We start from the raw sequence: 20,325 nt of genomic DNA, 5'->3' as shown, positions 1-20,325 counted from the left end.
CCTCTTGTTGTACGCGAAAGGGTCAGCACAGATTACTGATTTTTCTCATACAATTCATTCATGAAGTTTCCGGTACTTATTACGCCTTCTTGCGCTTCCTCCAAGCTGGAATGAAAGCTGAGCCAGTTGTGAAACATGGAAGGCCAAGATCTGAAACGGATATCAACACCTGCCAGTGCGGCCCGAGTCACAAACGTCAGAGATTCACTCAGCATAAGTTCTGATTCACCGACCATTACGTAAATAGGCGGCAGCCCTCTCAAATCGCCATAAATCGGTGAAGCATAAGGCACATTTGGGGAAACTCCATTTAAATAATTATCAGCCAGCTGTACGAGGGCTTCTTTGGTAACAACGGGATCTACTCCTTCTTTCGTGACATAGGTATCTCCTGTTTGTCCCAAATCAATCCACGGAGAAACCATGACCCCTCCGGCAGGCATAGCCGTTTTGGTATCCCTGATTTTCATCAATAAAGCTGCTGTTAAATTCCCTCCTGCCGATACCCCGCCAATAATTATATTATGAGGCTGATACCCTTGATCCAACAGCCAGTCATAAGCTTTCAACGCATCTTCAATCGGTGCAGGAAACGGATGTTCAGGTGCCAAGCGGTAATTGACAGACAACACGCGTGCTTGGGCCGCTCTCCCCATTTCACTGGATTCAATCCGATAAGATTGGATACTCCCGTACATAAAACCTCCGCCGTGAAAGTATAGAAGCACGCGGTCATCTTTAGATTCCGGTAGTATTTGCCACTCCGCTTCCATTCCATCTATATCTACCTTCTCTGTAACTAAATCGCTTGCTACAGGAAGCAGGCCAAACATCGCCTCCACACCTGCCCTCAATTCTTCAATAGATGCCGGATTGCTAGGCAAATGATCTTTAAACAAACGATGAGCTTGGCGCAATGAATTTTTCATGAAGCATTCCTCCCTGATGTGGTCTCTTGTTGTTTAATTGCTACACATTTATTATAAAATCTAACACCCCGACTTTACATAGATAAGTATAGGCATATTGATGCTTCTACAAATAAATAAAAGTTATTATATAAATTTCTATTTTATTTTAAAAGTTTACGCTGTTGATCTTGACAAACACCTGAATTGAGAATCAACTTTTATTTTCAAAAAAAAGAACAAGCCATGCGAAAATCATACTTCGCATGGCTTGTTCTAGTTCGGCCGCTATAGCTTGAATCGCTTTACGAGCAGAAGCATCTCTTCGGATATTAGTCTCATCGAGTCCGCCGATGCAGAAATTTCTTCCACTGCTGCAAGCTGTCCGGCAGTGGCAGTGGAAATCGTCTGTGCCAGATCATTGGACCGAACCGCCATATGATCGATCTCCTGCAGGGAAGCATTGAACTCCTGAGAGCTAGCAGATATTTGTTCAGCCGCAGTAGAAGTTTCCTTTACGTGATACACGGCGCTGCGGGTTGCAATCAGAATTCGCTGGAATGCCTCCCCCGAATGCCGGATGGAATCAACACCAGCTTGCACCTCCTGCTCGCCTTGCTCCATGGCAATAGCGGCTTTATTAATGTCGGCGAGAATGGCTTGAATCAGCTCGGTGACCTCCATTGCAGATATTCTGGAGCGCTCCGCCAGCTTCCTGATCTCATCCGCAACAACTGCAAATCCTTTGCCCTCCTCGCCAGCCCGTGCAGCCTCAATCGCTGCATTAAGCGCAAGCAGATTGGTTTGCGACGAAATAGCCGTCATCGCATCAATAATCTCACCGATCTGATGCGACCGCTCGTTCAACTGATTGACAATTAGAGAGAGGTCGCCCACCGTTGTAGATACAGCAACCATTTGCTCTGTTGACTGTGAAATCAGCCCGTTTCCATGTTCGGCTTGGGTTAAAGTAACCTGTGAAGCCTCAAGAGCGGTCGACGAGGTGGATGCAATTCGATGCGCACTGACTGACAGCTCTTCCATCGCATAAGTGCTCTCTTGCAGGCTTCGTTTTTGCGTATTATTGCTTAAAGCCACTTCTTGTGCGGATACGGAAATTTGGTCTGTCGCCGCTGTTGTCTCACCGAAAGTGACGGACAAGTCGCGAGAGGCCGAAGACAAGGCATCCGCATGGGAGAGCAGCCCCTGCGACAGCTCCCTTAATCCGCTATGCATGATCTGAAAGGAGTCGTATAGGTCGCCAATTTCATCTCGGCTATGTATGGCAATCGCTCGTTGTGACAAATCGCCTGCAGCCACCTGTCTGGCCTGCTGTGTCAACTGGATAAGCGGCCGGGTAAGACGCATTGCAAACAAGATAACGATAATCCCGCCGGCTGCAATACCCCCTAGTAGTGTATATACAATACCCTGAACAATTCGCTGCTGTCCCGCGTTATAATCCTTGATGTAAGAGCCGGCTACAATCGTCCATCCCCATTCCGGGTTCCTTAGCGAATAGGCAATTTTCATAGCGTCTGCTTTCGAATCCGGCAGCGGCCATCTATATACAGTAACACCGCCGCCCGGCTGCTTCCCTTTCTGGAGCATATCCCGGATATGATAAAAGCCGTCACTGGTCTGCTTGTCCCAAAAAGGCTCACCTTCCTGCGACGGATGGGCAACCAGGTCACCCTGATCGTTTAGAACAAAAAAATACCCATGCTCGCCAATATCTATATTTGTATTAATGGTCCGTGTGCCATCCCCCTGCTTTGGCCCAAGAAGCAGTTGCTTCATCTTCTCCTGTGCATCTTCCTTGCTTATTGAACCTTTCTTAACGGCATCCTCGAACGAAACGATTAGTTCCGAAGCCATTTGAACTGTGTTCCGGAGATTGGTCTCCGTCTGCCGATCGCCTTCACGGGCTGAGATCCAGATGCTCATGCTTCCTACCAGCAATGTCGGAATGATCAGAATTGCGAGCGAGGTGATCAGCAATTTATTCCGGATCGTAAACCGCCATTGTCTTCTGTTCCGTTCTGTCTTTCCTTTCATGATGATCCCCCCGTTAAAGTAAACCCATAGCCGTATAATCCATAACAGCAGTCCAAAGTCCCCTTTGAACTGCTGTTATGGTCAGAATCGGTAAATTATTTCAATGCCTTCAGCATGGCGGAGACAAAGCCGATATGCTCGGCCGCATGCTGCACCGTGGAGACAATCAGCTCTCCGAACGTCTCCGCCTTCAAAAAGTTTTCTTTTACCGGTACGTCCAGCTTACCCTCCAGCAATTCCCGGATCTCGTCCGGCTGTTTCCTTAATTGACCGATCAGCACATCCCATGCGGGTGGCTCGCCTTGCCAGTCTGCGGGCTTCGTTCCATAAGCGAAAAAGTCCTGATAGCTTGCAGGAAGCTTCTGATTCAGCTCAAATTCCGAAAGGTCAAATACGTGGAATTCTGTCACTGTAAGCACATGTCCAATGTGCCAATGAAGGCTGTTCTTGAAGCCTTCCGGCACAATATTACGCTTGTCCTCCGGACACTGGGCAGCCAGCTCTATCAATTGATTGTGACGGTTCTTCAAAATGCTGAAAATAAAATCGTTTCTCATGGTTCATACCTCCTCATATTGGTCAACCTAAGATGCACATCTCTCTAGAATTACTGCTCTTTGAATTGCGCTGCATAATCACCGTAGCCTTTTTCCTCCAGCTTATCCTTCGGAATGAACGCCAAAGCTGCAGAGTTAATGCAATAGCGAAGTCCCGTAGGCTCAGGGCCATCGTGGAACAAATCGCCCAAGAAAGAATCGGCATCCCGGCTTCTGACCTGGGTGGACTTAGAGAAAAAGCCGCCTTTTTCTTTCAGCACAACATGATCCTTGTCTAACGGTTGTGTAAAGCTCGGCCAGCCTGTTCCGGCATCAAATTTATCTTTGGAGCTGAACAGCGGCTCACCAGAAACAATATCTATATAGATACCTTCTTGCTGGTTATCCCAATATTCATTCTCGAACGGCCGCTCATCTGCGCCGTTCTGGGTTACATTATATTGCAGCGTGGTCAATGCTTTCAGCCGTTCCGCCTTATTGAAGTCCTTCCGGGACGCCTCTTGATTAGCAGCCTCTTCTTTCCTGTTTGATCCCCAAGTACTATTCAAAAAAGAATCCCTCCCCGACATATACTGGTTAAGCTTATAGAGAAATTTATTTTTTTTGTAATAGTCCTGATGCTCTTCTTCTGCCATATAAAATTCAGTTGCAGCCGCAATCTCGGTCACAATGGGCTTGTCGAATTTTCCGGAGGCTGCTAGTGCATCTCTGGAAGCTTCGGCTGCAGCTTCTTGCTCCTTACTGTTGTAGAACACAGCTGTATGATACTGTGGGCCGCGGTTGTCGAACTGGCCGTCTGCAGTTGTCGGGTCAATGCTATGCCAGAATACTTGCAGCAGCTTCTCATATGAAATCTGGCTCGGGTTAAAACGAACTTCTAGAGATTCTAGATGTCCAGTTCCTCCTGAGGATACTTCGTTATAGGTCGGATTCTCGGTATGACCTCCTGTATAACCAGTTGAAACGCTGAGAACGCCTGTGAGATCCTCAAAGTACGGCTCAAACTGCCAGAAGCAGCCTCCTGCAAAAACGGCGGTTTCATAGTTCGTTACGGAACCGGCATGTGCGATATTCACCGACTTATGTCCCTCCATCATCATTGTGTTTTGGTTAGGCCCATTATAGAAGTAATAGGCCATGACGACAGCTAGAGCAACCGGCAATACGAAATATCGGTATTTTTTAAACTTCATTCCTGCCACCTCCGTATGATCTCGCCTTTCTTAATATGAATTTTAACAACAAAAAACCCGCAGCAAATGTGCGGGTTGTCATGGATTTATGTATGCATTTTTAGTGAACTGACAGGAATATTTTCACCCCCTGCCAAAAGTCATACTATTCAATTACTTATAATGACGGACGGCAAATACAGCCGCCTGCGTCCGGTCACGCAGTCCGAGCTTGGACATAAGACTGGATACGTGGTTCTTGACCGTCCCTTCTGAAATAAACAGCCGGTCAGCTATCTCCTTATTATTCAGGCCTTGGCCCAATAAAGCCAAAATTTCCTTCTCCCGATCAGTCAGACTCCCTAACAGCTTTTCATCATTCTCATTCAGCAGAGGAGTCTGCACGGACGGGGCAGCCGGCATTTTCTTCAATTCCTTCAGTAGCATGGCTGTAATATCCGGCTGAAGGACCGTTCCCCCATTGTATACCGTGTGGATAGCGCTGACGATAGTCTCGGAGGGCATGTCCTTCAGCAAATAGCCGTGCACCCCCTTCTCCAACACTCGCAGAATCAGCTCTGCATCATCAAAGGTGGTCAATATCAATACTTTCATCTCTGGAAAGTGTCTAAGAATCAGCTCAGAGCCTTCCACCCCGTCCATACCGGGCATACGAATATCCATTAATACGACATCTGGCCGTAATTCGGTTACTTTAGCAAACGCATCCCGTCCGTCGACGGCTGTCCCAACCACTTCCATACCAGACTCCAGATTGAGGATGGTCGCAAGACCCTCCCGCATGAGGCGCTGATCGTCAACTACCAGAATTCTCAAGAAGCGGCACCTCCGTTTCTGTATTTGGATAAGGAATGTCTGCTTGCACCGCAAACTGCATACGGTCAACCTTCCCGAAGGATACCCGGCCATTCCATTCCTTTACTCGCTCTTGCAGATTCAATAATCCGAAGCCTGGCTTCACTTCGTCAGGTACGCTGCCATCATTGGTGATGTGAAGCGATAAACCGGACTCCGAATAGACAATTCGGATACGGGCATGTTCCGCATCTGCGTGCTTCTTTGCATTCGTGAGCGACTCCTGTACGATGCGATATGCAGCGAGCTGAAGCTCACCTGGCAGCGGCACCGTGCTTCCTTCAACCTCAAAGCGAGTCACAACCTGCGTAAACTTCGTGAACTCTTCCGACAGCTTTTCCAGACTTTCATGCAGAAACATCGGCTGAACCGGCTCGTCTCTGATCGTCCGGACTGTAAGGCGGACCTCCTGAAGAGCAGAACGAACCAAATCCTCGCACTCCAGATAGACACTCCCGCTGCGCTTCGCATCTACCTGACTCAGCTTGCGAGCGGCCTGCATTTGCACAATCAGGCTCGTCAGCTTATGGCCGACCGTGTCATGAATATCGCGGGCAATTCGTACACGCTCTCTGGAAGCTGCCCATTCTTCAGCCTTAATGGCGTACTCCTGTAGACGCTCATGAGACTCCATCAGCTGCTCGTATAACTTCAGTGTATCCTTGCGCGCTTTCTGGTAGAAATGAATTAGCGAGCTGACAATACCTGCGAATATAATGAATGAGCAGGTAATAAAGTAGCTCATACTATCAAACTGCTTATATAAATACCAATCGACACTGCCCATCGTCACCAGATAGAGAGCCAGCAAAAACACGCAAGTGAGGATCAGCATGCGGAAATTGTTTAAAAACATAAGAATCGCCAATGCCGTAATGCCAACGAACAGCTGATTCGGAAAGTGTCCCCCGATGAAGATATAGCCATAAGCAGCGGATACTAGAAAATCCAGAATGAGCAGATGAAACAGCCATTTCTTCCGCTTTTCTACATTGGAATAGAACAGATTGACGAGCAGAAACACCACAACCGAAAACACTAGGAAGCTGAACCGCCAAAAGGCCTCAATCGACGTCTCAAAATAAAAAAAACCGGAGACGAGCAAGCCAAGTATGAGCTTCAGCCCGAAAAAGAGCTTCCAGGACAGAGGCCCTCCTTTTATAAACTTCTCATCTTGAAGCATTGGCTGTCCCTACCCTTCTTCATGGTGTCATTGTCATGGCGATTATATCATATAACTGATTGGCCTAATAACAAGAAAAGCCGCTAATTCAGCGGCTTTCCACATTTTCAATGAGCTAATCCTATACAACTAATGAATATCCTTCTTCTTAAAGGTACCGCCCTTAACCTCAGCTACATCGTATACGATGATAAAGGCGTTAGGATCGATCTGCTGTATAATATCTTTAATTTTGCTTTCTTCCATCCGGTTGATGACACAAGTGATTTCCTTAAACGGCTCATTTGAGTAACCACCGTAAACATCCGTATAGGTCGCCCCGCGGCCCAGACGGTCACGAATCGTCTCAATGATGATATCTGGCTGTTTCGTAATAATCTTAAACGTTTTAGAGCCGCTCAAGCCTTCTTCAACAATATGTATAACCTTAGATGCAATAAAGTAAGCAAGTGCCGACAGAATAGCTCCTTGAAGGCCGAACACCGTTGAAACGATAATAAATACAAACATATTTAAGAACAGAATCAGGTCACTCGTACCAAAAGGCAATTTCCGTGACAGCAGCACCGCTAGCATATCTATTCCATCCAATGCTCCGCCGTTACGCAAGGCTAGTCCCATCCCAAAACCGATGATAATCCCGCCAACAACGGTAATTAACAGGGTATCCCCTTCAATAATCGTAGGAACATGATGCATAAGTGTAGTGCTGACTGCCAGTGAGGCGATGCCGATAACCGAATAAATGGCAAAGCTTTTACCGATCTGCTTATAGCCTAACCATACAAAAGGAATGTTTATGATTCCAATCAGCATCCCTAATGGTAATCCAAACAATTGTGAGCCAACGATACTGATACCCGTAACGCCACCATCCGAGACGTTGTTAGGTATTAATACCGCTTCTAGACCGTATGCCGTAATAAAAGCTCCGATCATAACCAACAGCACTTTTGAAATTATTTTTACTGGTGCCGAGGTTTGTTTTTTGCTTTGATTCATTCCATCTTCTCCCCTGACTACGAATTGATAGTATACAGTATATAATTATTTATAACGTATTAGCAAAAAACGCCACCTCTCCCGCACACAGCACGGTTGAGATGACGCTTCGCTCCATCCGAGATAAATCCCGCTTAAGACTTCCAATTGGCTCTTTCCTGCGCTGTTACTTTAGGGCAAGTATAACAGTAGGATCGATTTGTCCGCTTATATTGCAAGCAGCATGTATTCTTGATGGCCAGCTTCTGCCCTGCCGCTAAGGGATGATCAATCAATCGAACCTTCACTTGAAAAGGGTTCCGTTTAAGACCAAATACTTCTGGTTCAAGTACATGGCACAAATAGTGGTCCGCCTCAGCCAGCCGGCTTAATTCTTTATCCATCCTCCGCTCGGTCAACATGGCTTGCAGCTTTTCGCGATAGTTTTGAAGGGCGGTAGGCAACTGTCCCCACAAGATCCCTGCCTTCAACCCGCTAGCCTCAGCGAGACATGACAACAAGGGCTGGACAGATTCTCTGTAAAAGCGACGGAATACCTCCTCACGCCAAGTCTGCCAATCAGCCATACTTCCTCCCGCAGTTAGAACCTCATCCTCTACGAATTGAAAGGCAATACGTACAAAGTTCTTCTCTTGAATAAGATGTACGCTCATATTGGATAGCGACATAGTTGGAGCCGACCGATGTATAGCCACACTATAAAGTAAGGCTGCAGTCAAATCTCCAAACCAGCTGCAGAAATATGCCGCGCCAACAGACAGATCTTCTCCTTCAATAAGTTGGCTGTACAAGGTCAAAAACTGCCTCATAGCCTCCCGATCCGTCAGTTCAGCCCCGGTAAGGGTGCAAACCGCCTCTTTCTCCTGCTGCAAATGGATGCCAAAAAGCGTACCTAGCTGCTCCCATAGCTCATTATTCATTACTTCGCGAATAATCTAACTAAATCATCAATCATAGAGTTTGCAGCGTTTGGACCATAGCCGCCAAACCAGGAGTCGGAAGCAACCGAATACACCTGATCATTTTTAACAGCCTTTAAATTTTTCCACAGCGAAAAACCTGTCAACTCACTGTAAATATCATCATTGTCGTTAATGAGCAGGATGTAATCCGGATCAACTTCCGGCAAAATTTCCTTAGACAACACTTCATAACGGCTCTCCGGACTCGTTACTGGAAAAACAGCTGGCCGTGAGAATCCAAATTGATCATACAGCCATTTATAATCCATATCACCATAGTAGCGAATATCATTTCGTATACGAAGCACCATCAAGGTTTTACCGGCAACCTTATCATGGATTTGAGCTATCGCCTCATCCATATGCTTGCCGTAATCCTGAATGACCTGCTCCGCTTTATCCTCCAGCCCAAATGCAGCACCGGTTGCACGGAAAGCGGTCTGCCAATCCGGTGCAACATAGCCATTTTCCAAAATAGCGGTTGGAGCGATTTTTGCGTATTTGTCATAAATATCACTGCTGTTTGTATCGGTTATAATCAGATCAGGCTGCAGATCCAGCAGCTTCTCAAAATCTACTTTGCCTTGCTCCCCAATAATATCTACCTGATTCAAAAATGGCTTTAGATAGAGTGGAAAATCCTGATTTTGCGATTTCACTGTAGATGCCGGAGTAAGGCCCAGCGCAATCATATGGTCTGTCAAATAAGTAACCGTTGTTGCGATACGAGCAGGCTGCTTATCCAGTGTCTGCTCACCCTTCGTATCCTTGAATGTAAATGCCGCTTCTTGTGAGGTGCTTGGACTAGCTTCAGGACTCGCCGTTGGGTCTGGCATTGAATTCGTGTTAGCCTTCCCGCATGCAGTTGCGACCACCAGCAAAGATATAATAATAAATGCGGAGCAAAAAGTTCTTAACAGCGTACGTGACATCGTATAGCTCTCCTTCAATCGGTTCAATTTTTTTTCATTAAGGCAGTGCTTGTTCTCCAGCCATTATTATTGGCAAGCTCCATATAAAAAGCACAATTTCCATAGGGCAAAGCAACGGTTGCCGTGCCTTGTTCTACGTTTGTTTCTTCTTGTACTACTACAGCCTGTACACGATTCCAGCTTGTCCTTCTCCAATCCGCAGCTTCCTCACACCAGTATAAAACGGCCTCCGTGACCTCGATTTGTGAATCAAAGCTTATTTGCAGCGATTCACCGCATTGCTCCGATTGCGTAATCCGAATCAATGGAGGACCTGCTCCTGTTATACTATCGGCAAATGCATAGCTTTCTGGGCAAGACCAAGCGGCTGAGTAACTATGCGGCAGTCCATGCTGAATGCTAATTCTGCTGTGCAAATGAGCATCGGCATTGTTCTGCTCATAATGCGCATAGGACTTCATAAATATGGATAGCGGAAAATGGGTATCCTGATTGCTGTTCACCCAAAGCATAGGGATTCGGCTGTGTTGCAAATACGATGACGGGTCCCAGAGTCTTCGAATTTTTTCTGCATAATCCGGCGGCATAGCTGCAAATCCAGCACCGTAAAAGGTTCCGGGCTCATACAAATACCCGCATCCATAAATGGGCATAGCAAACCTAAGCCGTTTATCCAGACCGGCCATTAAGCTTGTAATGATGCCTCCCCAAGATATACCGGTTACACCGATCCGATCCGGGTCTACGCCAGGCAAGCTGCGAAGAATCGTATGCGCGGACAACACAGCGGCAACCGCATGATAGAACCATTGATCCTGCGGCGGCTCTGCATAATCTGCGAATACCCCCTGTTTGGCTGGACCACTCCATGGGTGTGAAGAGAATTCCGTCGGGACAGTATTTGTATCAATGCGGCTTTCCCCGCTTAATTCTTCATAGCTGGAAAAAGGAATCTGTCCCTCCAAATCCATTGCAATCGCAGCGTAACCCCGGTCATTCCACAGCTTTACCCATTGAGCAAATGCACTCCCTGCACCTCCATGAACCAATAGGATGCCTGGCACCAATGGAGGATTTTCAGGTCGTTCCCCTTTTGCTTCTGGTACGCCATAATAGGCAAACACACGTGTCTTATTGCCTTTGTATGAAACCCCGTCATAAAAAATGGCTTTTATGCCGCTTGCCTCATCCTCAAACAGCGGATAGATGTTAGGCATTTGGCTTAATCGTGCAAGGTCCCAAGGAGAGTCTGGAATGAAATTGACCTCCTCTCGATGATGAAAATGATTTTCTTTCTCAATAAAAGATAGCACTTCGTGCCCTCTATGAACATGGACAATAAGAACTTCTATTTTGTACTTTTGTTACCTGACTCTGGACTAGCCTTATCGTTTCCCAAATAGCTCTGCAAAAAAAGATAACGAGCGATCATGCGACCAAGCCGAATACTCGAATAGCTTCTCTGTTCCGATTTCATAAATATTACGCTTTTTCACAGCGTTCATTGTTTGCCATACCTTGCTGCTCTGCAGCGACCGCCACGCCATAGCTGCCTTCGGCGATGGGTCCACCATAATAATTAACGCATCAGCATCGTAAGCAGATAGATCCTGCTCGTTGACCGTAGTATATACATCAACCTGTTTCAATTCATGGGTTGCAGATATCCGCAAATCCTGATAGAGCACTGCTCCTGCATTCCGATCCCCATATATCCGATATTCTTGCTCCGTAATGCGGCAAATGTTAATCGTCGCACTCCCCCAAATCTGGCGTATTTTTCGGCTGATCCGATCTGCTTTTCGCTCATATTCGTCAAGCCACTGTTCGCCTTCCTTCCTATAGTCCGTTGCTTCGGCTACAAGAAGCAGCTGTTCCCGCCAATCCGTTTCAAGCCAAGGCACACGGATTACAGGTGCGACCTGTTCCAGATCATTTTGCGCTTCATACGACAAAAAATCGGTACAGAAAATAAGCTCAGGAGCAGCATTTTGCAGCATTTCCACATTTTTATGCCAGGATTGTCCGATTCCCGCTTCATTCGCATGCAAGTGCAGCATTTGCGCGTACTTCGTATGCGTGGGATAAAATGCAGCTGCCTTTGGCAACAGCTGCAAGGCGAGCAAGCTGCCTGATATAGGCTCGGATACACTGGCGATATTTCTTCTCCTGCTCTTCAGGTAAGATACCGGTGATAGTCCCGCATGCTGCTTAAATTTTCTGCTAAAGTAAAACTCGTCCTCAATGCCAACCTGAGCAGCTGTATCCTTAACGCTATTTCCATAGAGCAGCATCTGCTTCGCTTTCGCTATCCGCAAATCCATCATAAATTTGGTCGGGGTTATCCCCAGTTGTTCCTGAAAGGCGCGGGAGAAATAACCCTGACTTAGCCCAGCCATTCGGGCCAGCTCAGCTCGGGTAAAGTCCTGATCGATGCGCTCTTGCATGAAATTGGATACGCGAACAATCGCTTCGGCCGTCGTCTCCTCTATGTCCCCGCTTAGCCTCGAATCCTCTATATAAGCCATTAGCCGGTAAAACTCGCTCTGTATGCTGTACCCATTCGGCTGTTCCATGCTGAAGGTATGATGCAAACTATCGCATAGATCAGTCAACGGCTTAATAGCTTGAACAGTTAGCCACTCATGACGAGTGATGGCTGGCTTCACTGGCATCCCTTGATCCTGCCGAACATAGGAGTCATATGCAATCCGCCATCCTTTTAAGGGAGCACCGTCCCTTGCATGCAGCTTCAGCTCGCGGCCTGGAGGCTGTATGCAGATATCACCTTCAGCTAAAGAGAGAGTTTCTTGCCCCCATTCCAGCACTCCTTGGCCATGTAAGCAAATAATGAGTGTGTATGCGTCTGAGCTTGCATAGCTCCGCTCTCCATTTGCAGTAATATCAATGGATTGGATATCGTTAATATACAGGATCTCCCTGCAGGGGTGATGTAATTTATTCAAGGCAGCTTCCCTCCACATATCCGTTGCCGTTTCGTTTAGATTGGCGTTGCCTTCATTATACTTGATAAAGTGAGAACCAAAAATAAGGGGTTAAAAAAGGAATTTTGGAAAACTATGCCGAATAATAGAATAGTGCTTTACACCTATCTGAGGGGAGTCATAAGAAGTGCAACGTACTACTAGAACTACAACGAGTCAGTCTACTGCAGGGGGAGCGGGCAGCCCTGCGAGTGTATCAGGAAATATTAGCCCTGTTGCCTGTCGGAAATGCAAATCAACTCAAATAGTAGCGAGTAAAAAAGGCTACAGCTTCTCAAGAATGTTTAAGACTTTAGGGTGGATGGCATTGCTTCCACTATTAGTAGTAATTATCGGTGTCTTTGCAGCTCAATTTATGCTAATGAATATGATGTCTGGTGGAAATGGAGTAGGGATAAGTGAGGGTCTTGTAGCTATCATTGCTATTATTTGTTGGATTTCGATTAGCTTATCCTTGCCTGTAGGTATATTGGTAGGGTTTATCGGCAGAAATGAACTCGTTAATGGATGTATGAATTGCGGATTTAAGTGGACGCCTGGCAAGAAGAAGTAAAGGGAAGTTGTGATGCCCCGCCGTTACGGCTGGGGCTTTTTTGTGAGAACGGATTATCCCCTTGCTCTTCATGGATAAACCTTTCAACTTCTTGTATTGTTCTTCGGATGTAATCTCTCCTAAAAACGCAAAGCCTCCAACTGCATAAGAATTTGCAATCGCAATATTAGCATTTTCTAAATGATCAACCCATAATTCTCCCTTGCATACACCGGCAGCTATTCCTGAAAAACTGGGGCTATGATCGGTTGTTATCTTCTTATAATAAGTAACCTTATGCAAACCATTTGCTTTAATCATCTCTTCCTCCTTATTTAAGAAGATATTTATAATAGGCCGGGAATTCTCTTATTAAGGAGTAAATATCTCTAAAATCAAAGATTTTAGCATGGGCGGAATACACGTGCTTCATATCCATTTTGCTAAAAGCTAATTTGGTCCTCGATATATGAAAATATTGCGTAATAATCATGACGGAGTCCAACTTTAATTCATCCATAATTTTGCTTGTATTTTGGGCGGTCATATAGGAGTTGTACCCGTTATTATCCTCGATAATTTTACCTTCCGGGATTCCTTTATCTACTAAGTAAGCCTTCATAACCTCTGCCTCATCGAAGCCTTCCTTGCCAATACCGCCGCTTACAATGATATAGGTAAAATAGTTCTCCGCATAAAGCTCTACCGACTTATCTAATCTTGCTTTTAACCGGTCAGCAGGCTGTCCATTCGTTTCTACTTTATTGCCTAATACTACAGCTGCGTCAACGGGCTTCAATTCATCATTTAACCCGTCTATGATCACGACAGTCGTGTGAATGATAAACCAGATGAAAAGAACGGCTGCTGCTATCAAAAATCGTTTTATGAAAACTTTCTTCAATCTCTCACCTGCATTCTCTTATTTTCATTCATCATCCTACCTAAATATTACCACACTTAGGCGTGTGAACCCTCATGTAATACTATAATCGTGAATCACCGCTAAAATTTGCTATGACATGTTCACTGGAATCATATGCTTTAAACTCGTAGCCGCAATCATGGAGAATATCCAATATTTTCGGTAATGCTTCTACTGTCTGCTCCCGCTCATGCAGTAAAATGACTTCCAGATCCCGATGAATGCTTTGGCTGACTTGCTCCGCTATTTTATCGGGTTTGTCCGGCAAATTCCAATCCAATGAATCCACCGTCCAGTCCCACATCCGAAAGCCAGCCTCGGCAATATCCCCGCGAAACACTTCATCCACATGCGGTTTGCTTCCATATGGCGCACGAATCAGATCCGGAGCAAAACCGACAATGTCCTTCACCAGCTCTTGTTCCTGTTTGAACTCCTCAATAAAACGGGACGAACCGCCGCTTTTATACAATTTATTAACATCATGCGACATACTGTGAAGTCCAGGGTAGCTCCCCTCTTCAACGATCCGCTTAACCTCGTCTTTGTGCCGGTTCAAGTGAGAGCCAATCATGAAAAAGGTTGCTTTCGCCCCATGCTCCTTTAAAATGTTCAGGATGTCATTCGTATATTTGCTTGGACCATCATCAAAGGTGAGGTATACCACCTTAAGCGGAGCTGCCTGATTTTCATCCGCTTTTGGTGTTGGCGATGCATCTATATGGGGTTGATTTTGTAAGGATTCGCGTACAGGTATGTCTGTCTTTAAATCATGCTTTCTCCACGTCGTTACCAGGTCGACTGACACATAAATCGTCCCAAAGATTAGGAGTGCCAACGCAACGATAACGATGATCATTTTTCGGTAATTTATTTTTCTCTTCCGCGGTGGTTTATTGTTCTTCGGCGTAAAATCTTTACTTGATTTTTGATAGGAATATTGGAAATCCATTTTGCTACACTTCCTTAACGTTCATAAGCATTCTTTTGAATGGCCTTTCGCCGTTCCGCTTGTACGCGCGTCTTCCCTGTTTTTCGCTGATTGATATTATTGCGGATCAAGGCGAAAATCACCAGCAGAGCGCCATAAAACTCATAGATGCTAATTGTATAGCCTTGAAAAATCATAATGACAAACGTGGTGACCGGAACTAAGCTGATGAATAAAATTCCGTTTACAGGAGTCAGTTTCTTCAGACCGGCATTCCAGCTCAATAATGCCAGCAGTCCTGGCATAAGCACCATGAACGACATCTCGTATCTAACGGAGACTAACGTGTTCCAATCTGGCATAGGAATTAGGTCGAATAGGGTTGCCAACAATACGATAACTACAGACACAGACGTTCCCAGCAGACAGGTCAAAGTTGAGTATCTCAGTGTTGACCACTTTTCAAACTCGCTGCCTCCCAGAGAATAAAGCACCCAGCCCACGACACCGAAAAATATAAGGGATACAGGAAGCAGATGCTGAACAGCCATTGTAAAAAATGAAAGGTTCCCGTTCGTTATGACGAGCATTGTGCCTACTAAAGCGATGCCTATCGTGATTAACGTAGCTCTAGCAGGTCTTTTCTTCGTCCTGTACCAAAGAATGAGGATTGAAATCAATGGCATAAGCACTTCCATAATTGAAGCTGTAATTGTACCTGAATCTCCCATAAGATTCTGACCCGAGAATACAAAAAGATTATACACTGTAAATGCCATTATCCCACAAAAGAGGAGCTTTCGTCCTTTTCCTTCAAAACGAAACGCGAATTTCCCCTCTTTTATCCAGAGAATGCATACTAGAATTAAGGTTACGATCAAATAGCGAATCATCGAAAAATAAAACGGATCTATGCTATGTAGTGCAATATTTGCAACAGGGAACATCGCTCCCCATGAAACGCTGGCGGTCAGACATAATGCTGAACCCCATAAAACTTGCTTGCTTGCCACTTCTCTTCATCTCCCCATGCTGTCTGATCTCTATAACGTTATTAATCATAAGGGGAACGATATCTCTTAGTAAAACGATTGAAAATAGAGTTTATTATCATTTAAAATGATAGTTATTCAATCATATAGGAATAAGCTATATGGTACATGGTACATGGGGGAAGTAAAATGGAAATCAACGACTTAAAAATCTTCAAAGCGGTTGCTGAATTCGGCAGTGTAAGCCAAGCTGCCCTTGAATTAAGCTATGTCCAGTCCAATGTAACAGCGAGAATCAAACGACTGGAAAAGGAGCTTCAAACCGAACTGTTCTATCGCCATAAACGCGGAATGGTATTGAACGCAGAAGGCAAACGATTGCTTGAATATGCAGAAGATATATTAGGAAAAATGGAAGAAATCAAACGTGCTTTTCAAGGAAGTGACGATCCTTCTGGGATTCTTAATATTGGAGTTGTAGAACCCATCTTCAGTTTGCCAGGATTACTGTCCGAGTACCTCGAGAAGCACCCCCATGTAGATTTATCGCTGACGGTAGGTGTGACCGCACGGCTGCTCCAAGACGTAACGAGCATGAAATTAGACGGGGCATTTGTTACGGGTCCTGTGAAGCATCCGCTCATTGATTGTTATGAGGTTTTCCGGGAAGAGCTTATACTTGTTTCAAAAAATGAGAATTCTACATTGGATGATATTGTGAAGAAACCGTTGCTGCTCTTCAACAAAGGCTGCGGTTATCGTGAAAGATTGGAAAGCTGGCTGAAAGGCGAGGGAATCATTCCTAAGCAAATCATGCAATTCGGATCGTTTGACACCATTATTGGCAGTATAACTGCCGGAATTTGCGTTACGATTGTTCCGAAATCATCCGTTCGTCGACTAATTGATGACGGAACAATTAGCGGCTACAGTATACCTAAACCCTATAATGAGGTCACAACAATATTTATCTGTAAAAAAGATTCATATCTGACCCCTACACTCCGTTCTTTTATCGAAAAGTTACAGCACATTTAAATCACAAATAATAAAGCCGTAACACTCAGACACAATGTCTTTTCGCGTCATTGCAGGGATTGGAAAGAGCATAGCCCCTTTGTCTGTAGTCTTCATGTGTTTCTAGACCAATATCTACAACATCAGGAGATAGCAGCGGTGCGTTATTACACCCATATACGGCTCTGAACTTTTCGAATTCTTTCTTCATAAAAATAAAAGCAATCGTTCCGTCACCATTATGTGCCAGAGCGATTGCTTATTCTCATCCCGTTTATTCTTCCCACCATGTTGAAGACGGGAACTCCTCGGCTCCGATAATGACCGGTTCGCCCAGTTTCGGAGTCGCCAGGGCAGTGCCGAGCTGATCGGCAGCCCTCTTGGCCCTCTCGATTGGATCCGTCCAGCTGTGCAAAGCTAACGTGAACGCTCCCCAATGAATCGGAACCATTAGTTTCCCTTGCACTTCCTGATTAGCCTGCAGTGACTCTTCGGGCGTCATATGAATGTTTGCCCATTTCTCATCATATTGACCTGTTTCCATCAGCGTAAGATCGAAAGGCCCGTACTTGCTGCCAATCTCCTTGAAATGAGGCGCATACCCGCTGTCCCCGCTAAAATAGATTTTCGATCTGTCCCCCATAATGACCCAGGAGCTCCATAAGGTTGAGCCTGAGTCATTCACGTTGCGGCCAGAGAAATGTCTGGCAGGCGTACTTACTAGCGTAAGTCCCTGGAAGGACTGCTCATCCCACCAATCGAGCTCCACAATACGTTCCGGATCAATCCCCCACTTCGTTAAATGGCCCGAGACCCCTAACGGTACGATAAATTGCTTTACCTTCTCTTTCAGCTTGCGAATAGAGCGATAGTCAAGATGATCGTAGTGATCATGCGAGATGAGAACGGCATCAATCACGGGCAATTCCTCAATTGTTGCCGGAAGCTCGTAGCTGTAGCGTTTTGGACCAAAGTACCGGACCGGAGCTGCATAGTTGCTGAATACAGGATCAATTAAAAGCTTGACTCCGCTGACTTTCAGCAATAGGGTCGAATGACCGAACCAGATGACTTGATCGTCACTGCTAGCCGAGAAAGCCTTTGCATCAAACGGAACGGACGGATTGCTCTTCTTTGGCCGGCTGTTGGGCGTTCCTTTCACCGTTTTATATAAAGCTTCGACCGTATCCTTAAAACCATACTTCATTGGTGTGTCAATCTGATTACGGAACTTCCCGTCGGCAAAGTTAGGGGATCGTTGAATTCTTTTTTGGCTCTCTGCCGAGCTTTTACCGCCCAGCGGTGGATAATAAGCGATAACCAAATAAACGAGTAAAGCGATGACAGCAACAATAATGATAAACTTCCACATTCAGAGGCTTCTCCTTCTAGATCTTTGATTAAAAAATGGTAGTCTCTATTTTAAACCTTAAAGTGAACTTTAAGTCAAGTGTTTGTTAGGATATGACTAGCACTTCAGTTATTATGCCTTCTGAATACATAAAGTAAGGGGCAATCGATGATTGCCCCTTAGGCTGTCGAGAAAGTCCCGAGAGCTTATTTATTGAGGGATCGTTCCGTGAGGAATGTTAAGCAGCTCCTCGCTTTGTTCCCACAGTGACGCTGCAAGCGCCGGATCAATTGCCCAGCCGCGAACACCTCTGCGCTCAGTGTAGTCATCAGGAACCAGCTCCGCTATATCACTGTCTTCACAGTACACGCCGCCCTTACCTTCTAATGCGGAATTAGCTGCGCAAAAGATGGTTGTCGCGGCACCTTCCTCGACGGTCTTAAACCCTTCAGGGGAAATAAAGTTACCCGCAGCATCACGATGAACACCCCAAAGTGCGAGCACCTCGTCCGATAAGTGTCGGGTTAAGCCTGTCAATATACCTCCAGGATGGACGGCAAATGCGCGGATGCCATGCTCTTTCCCTCGTTTATCTAGTTCAATAGCAAAAAGCGAGCATGCCGTTTTGGATTGTCCGTATGAAATGTCTGTGTTATAAGGCCTGTTGTTAAAATTAAGATCACTCAAGTCGACTTGCCCATCCATATGACCGATGGAGGAAAGCGAAACTACCCGAGCGTTGCCGGACTTTTTCAATGCTTCCCAGAGTCTGACGGTCAATTGAAAATGACCCAAATAATTAGTTGCCAACTGCGTGTCATATCCGCGGAAATCCTTTATTTCCGGTGGTGCTGTAACGCCCGCATTGTTAATTAGAATATCAAGCTGACGCTCGGACTTCAGAAATCCGGCAGCAAACGCATCAATAGATGCTGGATCGGAAAGATCTAGTTGAAGCACTTCTACATTGCTCAATTGACTGACTTGCTGCTGTGCCTGCTTTACATTTCGGGCTCCGACAATAATGGTTGCACCGGCCTTCGAGAGTACTCTTGTCGTCTCAAGTCCAATGCCTCCATGGCCGCCTGTTACAATAGCGATTTTCCCGCTAAGATCACGACCAGCTAAGGCTTCCTGTGCTGTAGTATGAAATCCGAAACCGGATTGCAACGGCTTTTGTTCTGTACTCATCGTTATTGTGTTCTCCTTTTAAAATCAATTTGTACAATTAGACAAAATACGATAAATGTATATATGCCTATAATATACGAGTGGACAGATATTGTAAAGTGTCTATATAATAAAATGAAAGAAAATCAAGACTGGGGTAGTGTTGAATGGACGATCAAAAGAGGCATCACATTATTTCAACCGCGCTTGAGGTATTTTACAAGTACGGATATAAGCGTGTATCGATGAATGATATTTCTCAGGCCGCTGGAATCTCGCGTGCCGGTCTTTACTTATTTTTCAAGAGTAAAGAGGAGATATTTAATTCAGCCATCCTTTTTAATGGGGACAGCCTTATAGAGGAAATACAAAAAGGGCTGCCGCAGAGCGGCACACCCAAAGAAAAAATCTTTTATGCTTTTGAAGTTTGGGCGATCAATATATTCGACCAGGCACTTCATTCACCGGAAATAAGGGAAATCACAGACAGCTCTTATGAATTTGCCCGCGAAGCATTAGACGTGAGCTATAAGAAGTTCGAACAGATATTGGCGTCACTGATACAAGAACACTTCGAACATCATGAAAAACACGAAGGGCTAAATCCACAACAATTGGCTTATCTCCTGACAAGCTCTTTGCGCGGGTTCAAAATCGTCGCTAAAAATTCGAGTGAGCTGCAGCAATTAATTCAGCAACTGGTCGAAGTCATTCTGTTTAAAGGCATTTAAAAAGGATGTCAGCTTGGCTAA

The 20,325-nt window shown here is 45.4% G+C and carries 19 protein-coding genes; 2 read left to right on the top strand and 17 right to left on the bottom strand.

Annotated elements, in window-relative coordinates:
- Positions 1-32: 32 nt before the first annotated feature.
- From IEX98_RS00960 to IEX98_RS00890, 15 genes are all read right to left on the bottom strand, one after another.
- A complete protein-coding gene (locus IEX98_RS00960) occupies positions 33-929 on the bottom strand; it encodes an alpha/beta hydrolase (protein WP_188887078.1) in 897 nt (298 codons plus the stop codon).
- Positions 930-1,196: 267 nt separating this feature from the next.
- Entirely contained in the window at positions 1,197-2,966 is a 1,770-nt protein-coding gene (locus tag IEX98_RS00955; protein ID WP_188887077.1) for a methyl-accepting chemotaxis protein, read from the bottom strand.
- A gap of 95 nt (positions 2,967-3,061) precedes the next feature.
- A complete protein-coding gene (locus IEX98_RS00950; RefSeq protein ID WP_188887076.1) occupies positions 3,062-3,523 on the bottom strand; it encodes a DinB family protein in 462 nt (153 codons plus the stop codon).
- Positions 3,524-3,573: 50 nt separating this feature from the next.
- Positions 3,574-4,617, bottom strand: coding sequence for a peptide-methionine (S)-S-oxide reductase MsrA (gene msrA / locus IEX98_RS00945; protein ID WP_188887910.1), 1,044 nt, complete (start codon positions 4,615-4,617; stop codon positions 3,574-3,576).
- A 252-nt stretch (positions 4,618-4,869) separates the two neighbouring features.
- Complete coding sequence (locus IEX98_RS00940) at positions 4,870-5,499, bottom strand: response regulator (RefSeq protein ID WP_229691982.1); 630 nt, start codon at positions 5,497-5,499, stop codon at positions 4,870-4,872.
- A gap of 13 nt (positions 5,500-5,512) precedes the next feature.
- Entirely contained in the window at positions 5,513-6,754 is a 1,242-nt protein-coding gene (locus tag IEX98_RS00935; protein WP_188887074.1) for a sensor histidine kinase, read from the bottom strand.
- A 129-nt stretch (positions 6,755-6,883) separates the two neighbouring features.
- Positions 6,884-7,756, bottom strand: a complete 873-nt coding sequence (locus IEX98_RS00930) for a YitT family protein (RefSeq protein ID WP_188887073.1) — start codon at positions 7,754-7,756, stop codon at positions 6,884-6,886.
- A gap of 134 nt (positions 7,757-7,890) precedes the next feature.
- Positions 7,891-8,676 carry a (2Fe-2S)-binding protein gene (locus tag IEX98_RS00925; protein WP_188887072.1) on the bottom strand — a complete coding sequence of 262 codons (786 nt, stop codon included), beginning with the start codon at positions 8,674-8,676 and terminating at the stop codon, positions 7,891-7,893.
- Complete coding sequence (locus IEX98_RS00920) at positions 8,676-9,650, bottom strand: ABC transporter substrate-binding protein (RefSeq protein ID WP_188887071.1); 975 nt, start codon at positions 9,648-9,650, stop codon at positions 8,676-8,678. The genes IEX98_RS00925 and IEX98_RS00920 overlap by 1 nt, the downstream gene beginning before the upstream one ends.
- Positions 9,651-9,673: 23 nt before the next feature.
- A complete protein-coding gene (locus IEX98_RS00915; protein WP_188887070.1) occupies positions 9,674-10,963 on the bottom strand; it encodes an alpha/beta fold hydrolase in 1,290 nt (429 codons plus the stop codon).
- Between the two features lie 72 nt (positions 10,964-11,035).
- Positions 11,036-12,616, bottom strand: a complete 1,581-nt coding sequence (locus IEX98_RS00910; protein ID WP_188887069.1) for a helix-turn-helix domain-containing protein — start codon at positions 12,614-12,616, stop codon at positions 11,036-11,038.
- A gap of 487 nt (positions 12,617-13,103) precedes the next feature.
- A complete protein-coding gene (locus IEX98_RS00905; protein WP_188887068.1) occupies positions 13,104-13,508 on the bottom strand; it encodes a hypothetical protein in 405 nt (134 codons plus the stop codon).
- 10 nt (positions 13,509-13,518) lie between these two features.
- Positions 13,519-14,091, bottom strand: a complete 573-nt coding sequence (locus IEX98_RS00900) for a YdcF family protein (protein WP_188887067.1) — start codon at positions 14,089-14,091, stop codon at positions 13,519-13,521.
- A gap of 82 nt (positions 14,092-14,173) precedes the next feature.
- Complete coding sequence (locus tag IEX98_RS00895; RefSeq protein WP_229691919.1) at positions 14,174-15,064, bottom strand: polysaccharide deacetylase family protein; 891 nt, start codon at positions 15,062-15,064, stop codon at positions 14,174-14,176.
- A gap of 14 nt (positions 15,065-15,078) precedes the next feature.
- On the bottom strand, positions 15,079-16,056 hold the full coding sequence (locus tag IEX98_RS00890) for a DMT family transporter (protein ID WP_188887066.1): 978 nt from the start codon (positions 16,054-16,056) through the stop codon (positions 15,079-15,081).
- 168 nt (positions 16,057-16,224) lie between these two features.
- On the opposite strand from IEX98_RS00890, the gene IEX98_RS00885 reads away from it, so the two are divergent.
- Positions 16,225-17,073 (top strand): LysR family transcriptional regulator, encoded by an 849-nt coding sequence (locus tag IEX98_RS00885; RefSeq protein WP_188887065.1) that lies wholly within the window; start codon positions 16,225-16,227, stop codon positions 17,071-17,073.
- 253 nt (positions 17,074-17,326) lie between these two features.
- On the opposite strand, the gene IEX98_RS00880 is transcribed toward IEX98_RS00885, so the two are convergent.
- Together IEX98_RS00880 and IEX98_RS00875 are read right to left on the bottom strand one after the other, a co-directional pair.
- The gene (locus tag IEX98_RS00880) at positions 17,327-18,424 is read right to left on the bottom strand and encodes an MBL fold metallo-hydrolase (protein ID WP_188887064.1); all 1,098 of its coding nucleotides are present in this window, start codon (positions 18,422-18,424) and stop codon (positions 17,327-17,329) included.
- 189 nt (positions 18,425-18,613) lie between these two features.
- Positions 18,614-19,594, bottom strand: coding sequence for an SDR family NAD(P)-dependent oxidoreductase (locus tag IEX98_RS00875; RefSeq protein ID WP_188887063.1), 981 nt, complete (start codon positions 19,592-19,594; stop codon positions 18,614-18,616).
- A 146-nt stretch (positions 19,595-19,740) separates the two neighbouring features.
- On the opposite strand from IEX98_RS00875, the gene IEX98_RS00870 reads away from it, so the two are divergent.
- Entirely contained in the window at positions 19,741-20,304 is a 564-nt protein-coding gene (locus IEX98_RS00870) for a TetR/AcrR family transcriptional regulator (RefSeq protein WP_188887062.1), read from the top strand.
- The last annotated feature ends 21 nt before the right edge of the window (positions 20,305-20,325 follow it).

It is taken from the genome of Paenibacillus radicis (ex Gao et al. 2016) (genome assembly GCF_014641555.1).
Classification (GTDB): Bacteria; Bacillota; Bacilli; order Paenibacillales; family Paenibacillaceae; genus Pristimantibacillus; species Pristimantibacillus radicis.
The sequence above is the reverse complement of the archived record's forward strand: the minus strand, read 5'-3'. Positions and strand labels throughout refer to the sequence as shown.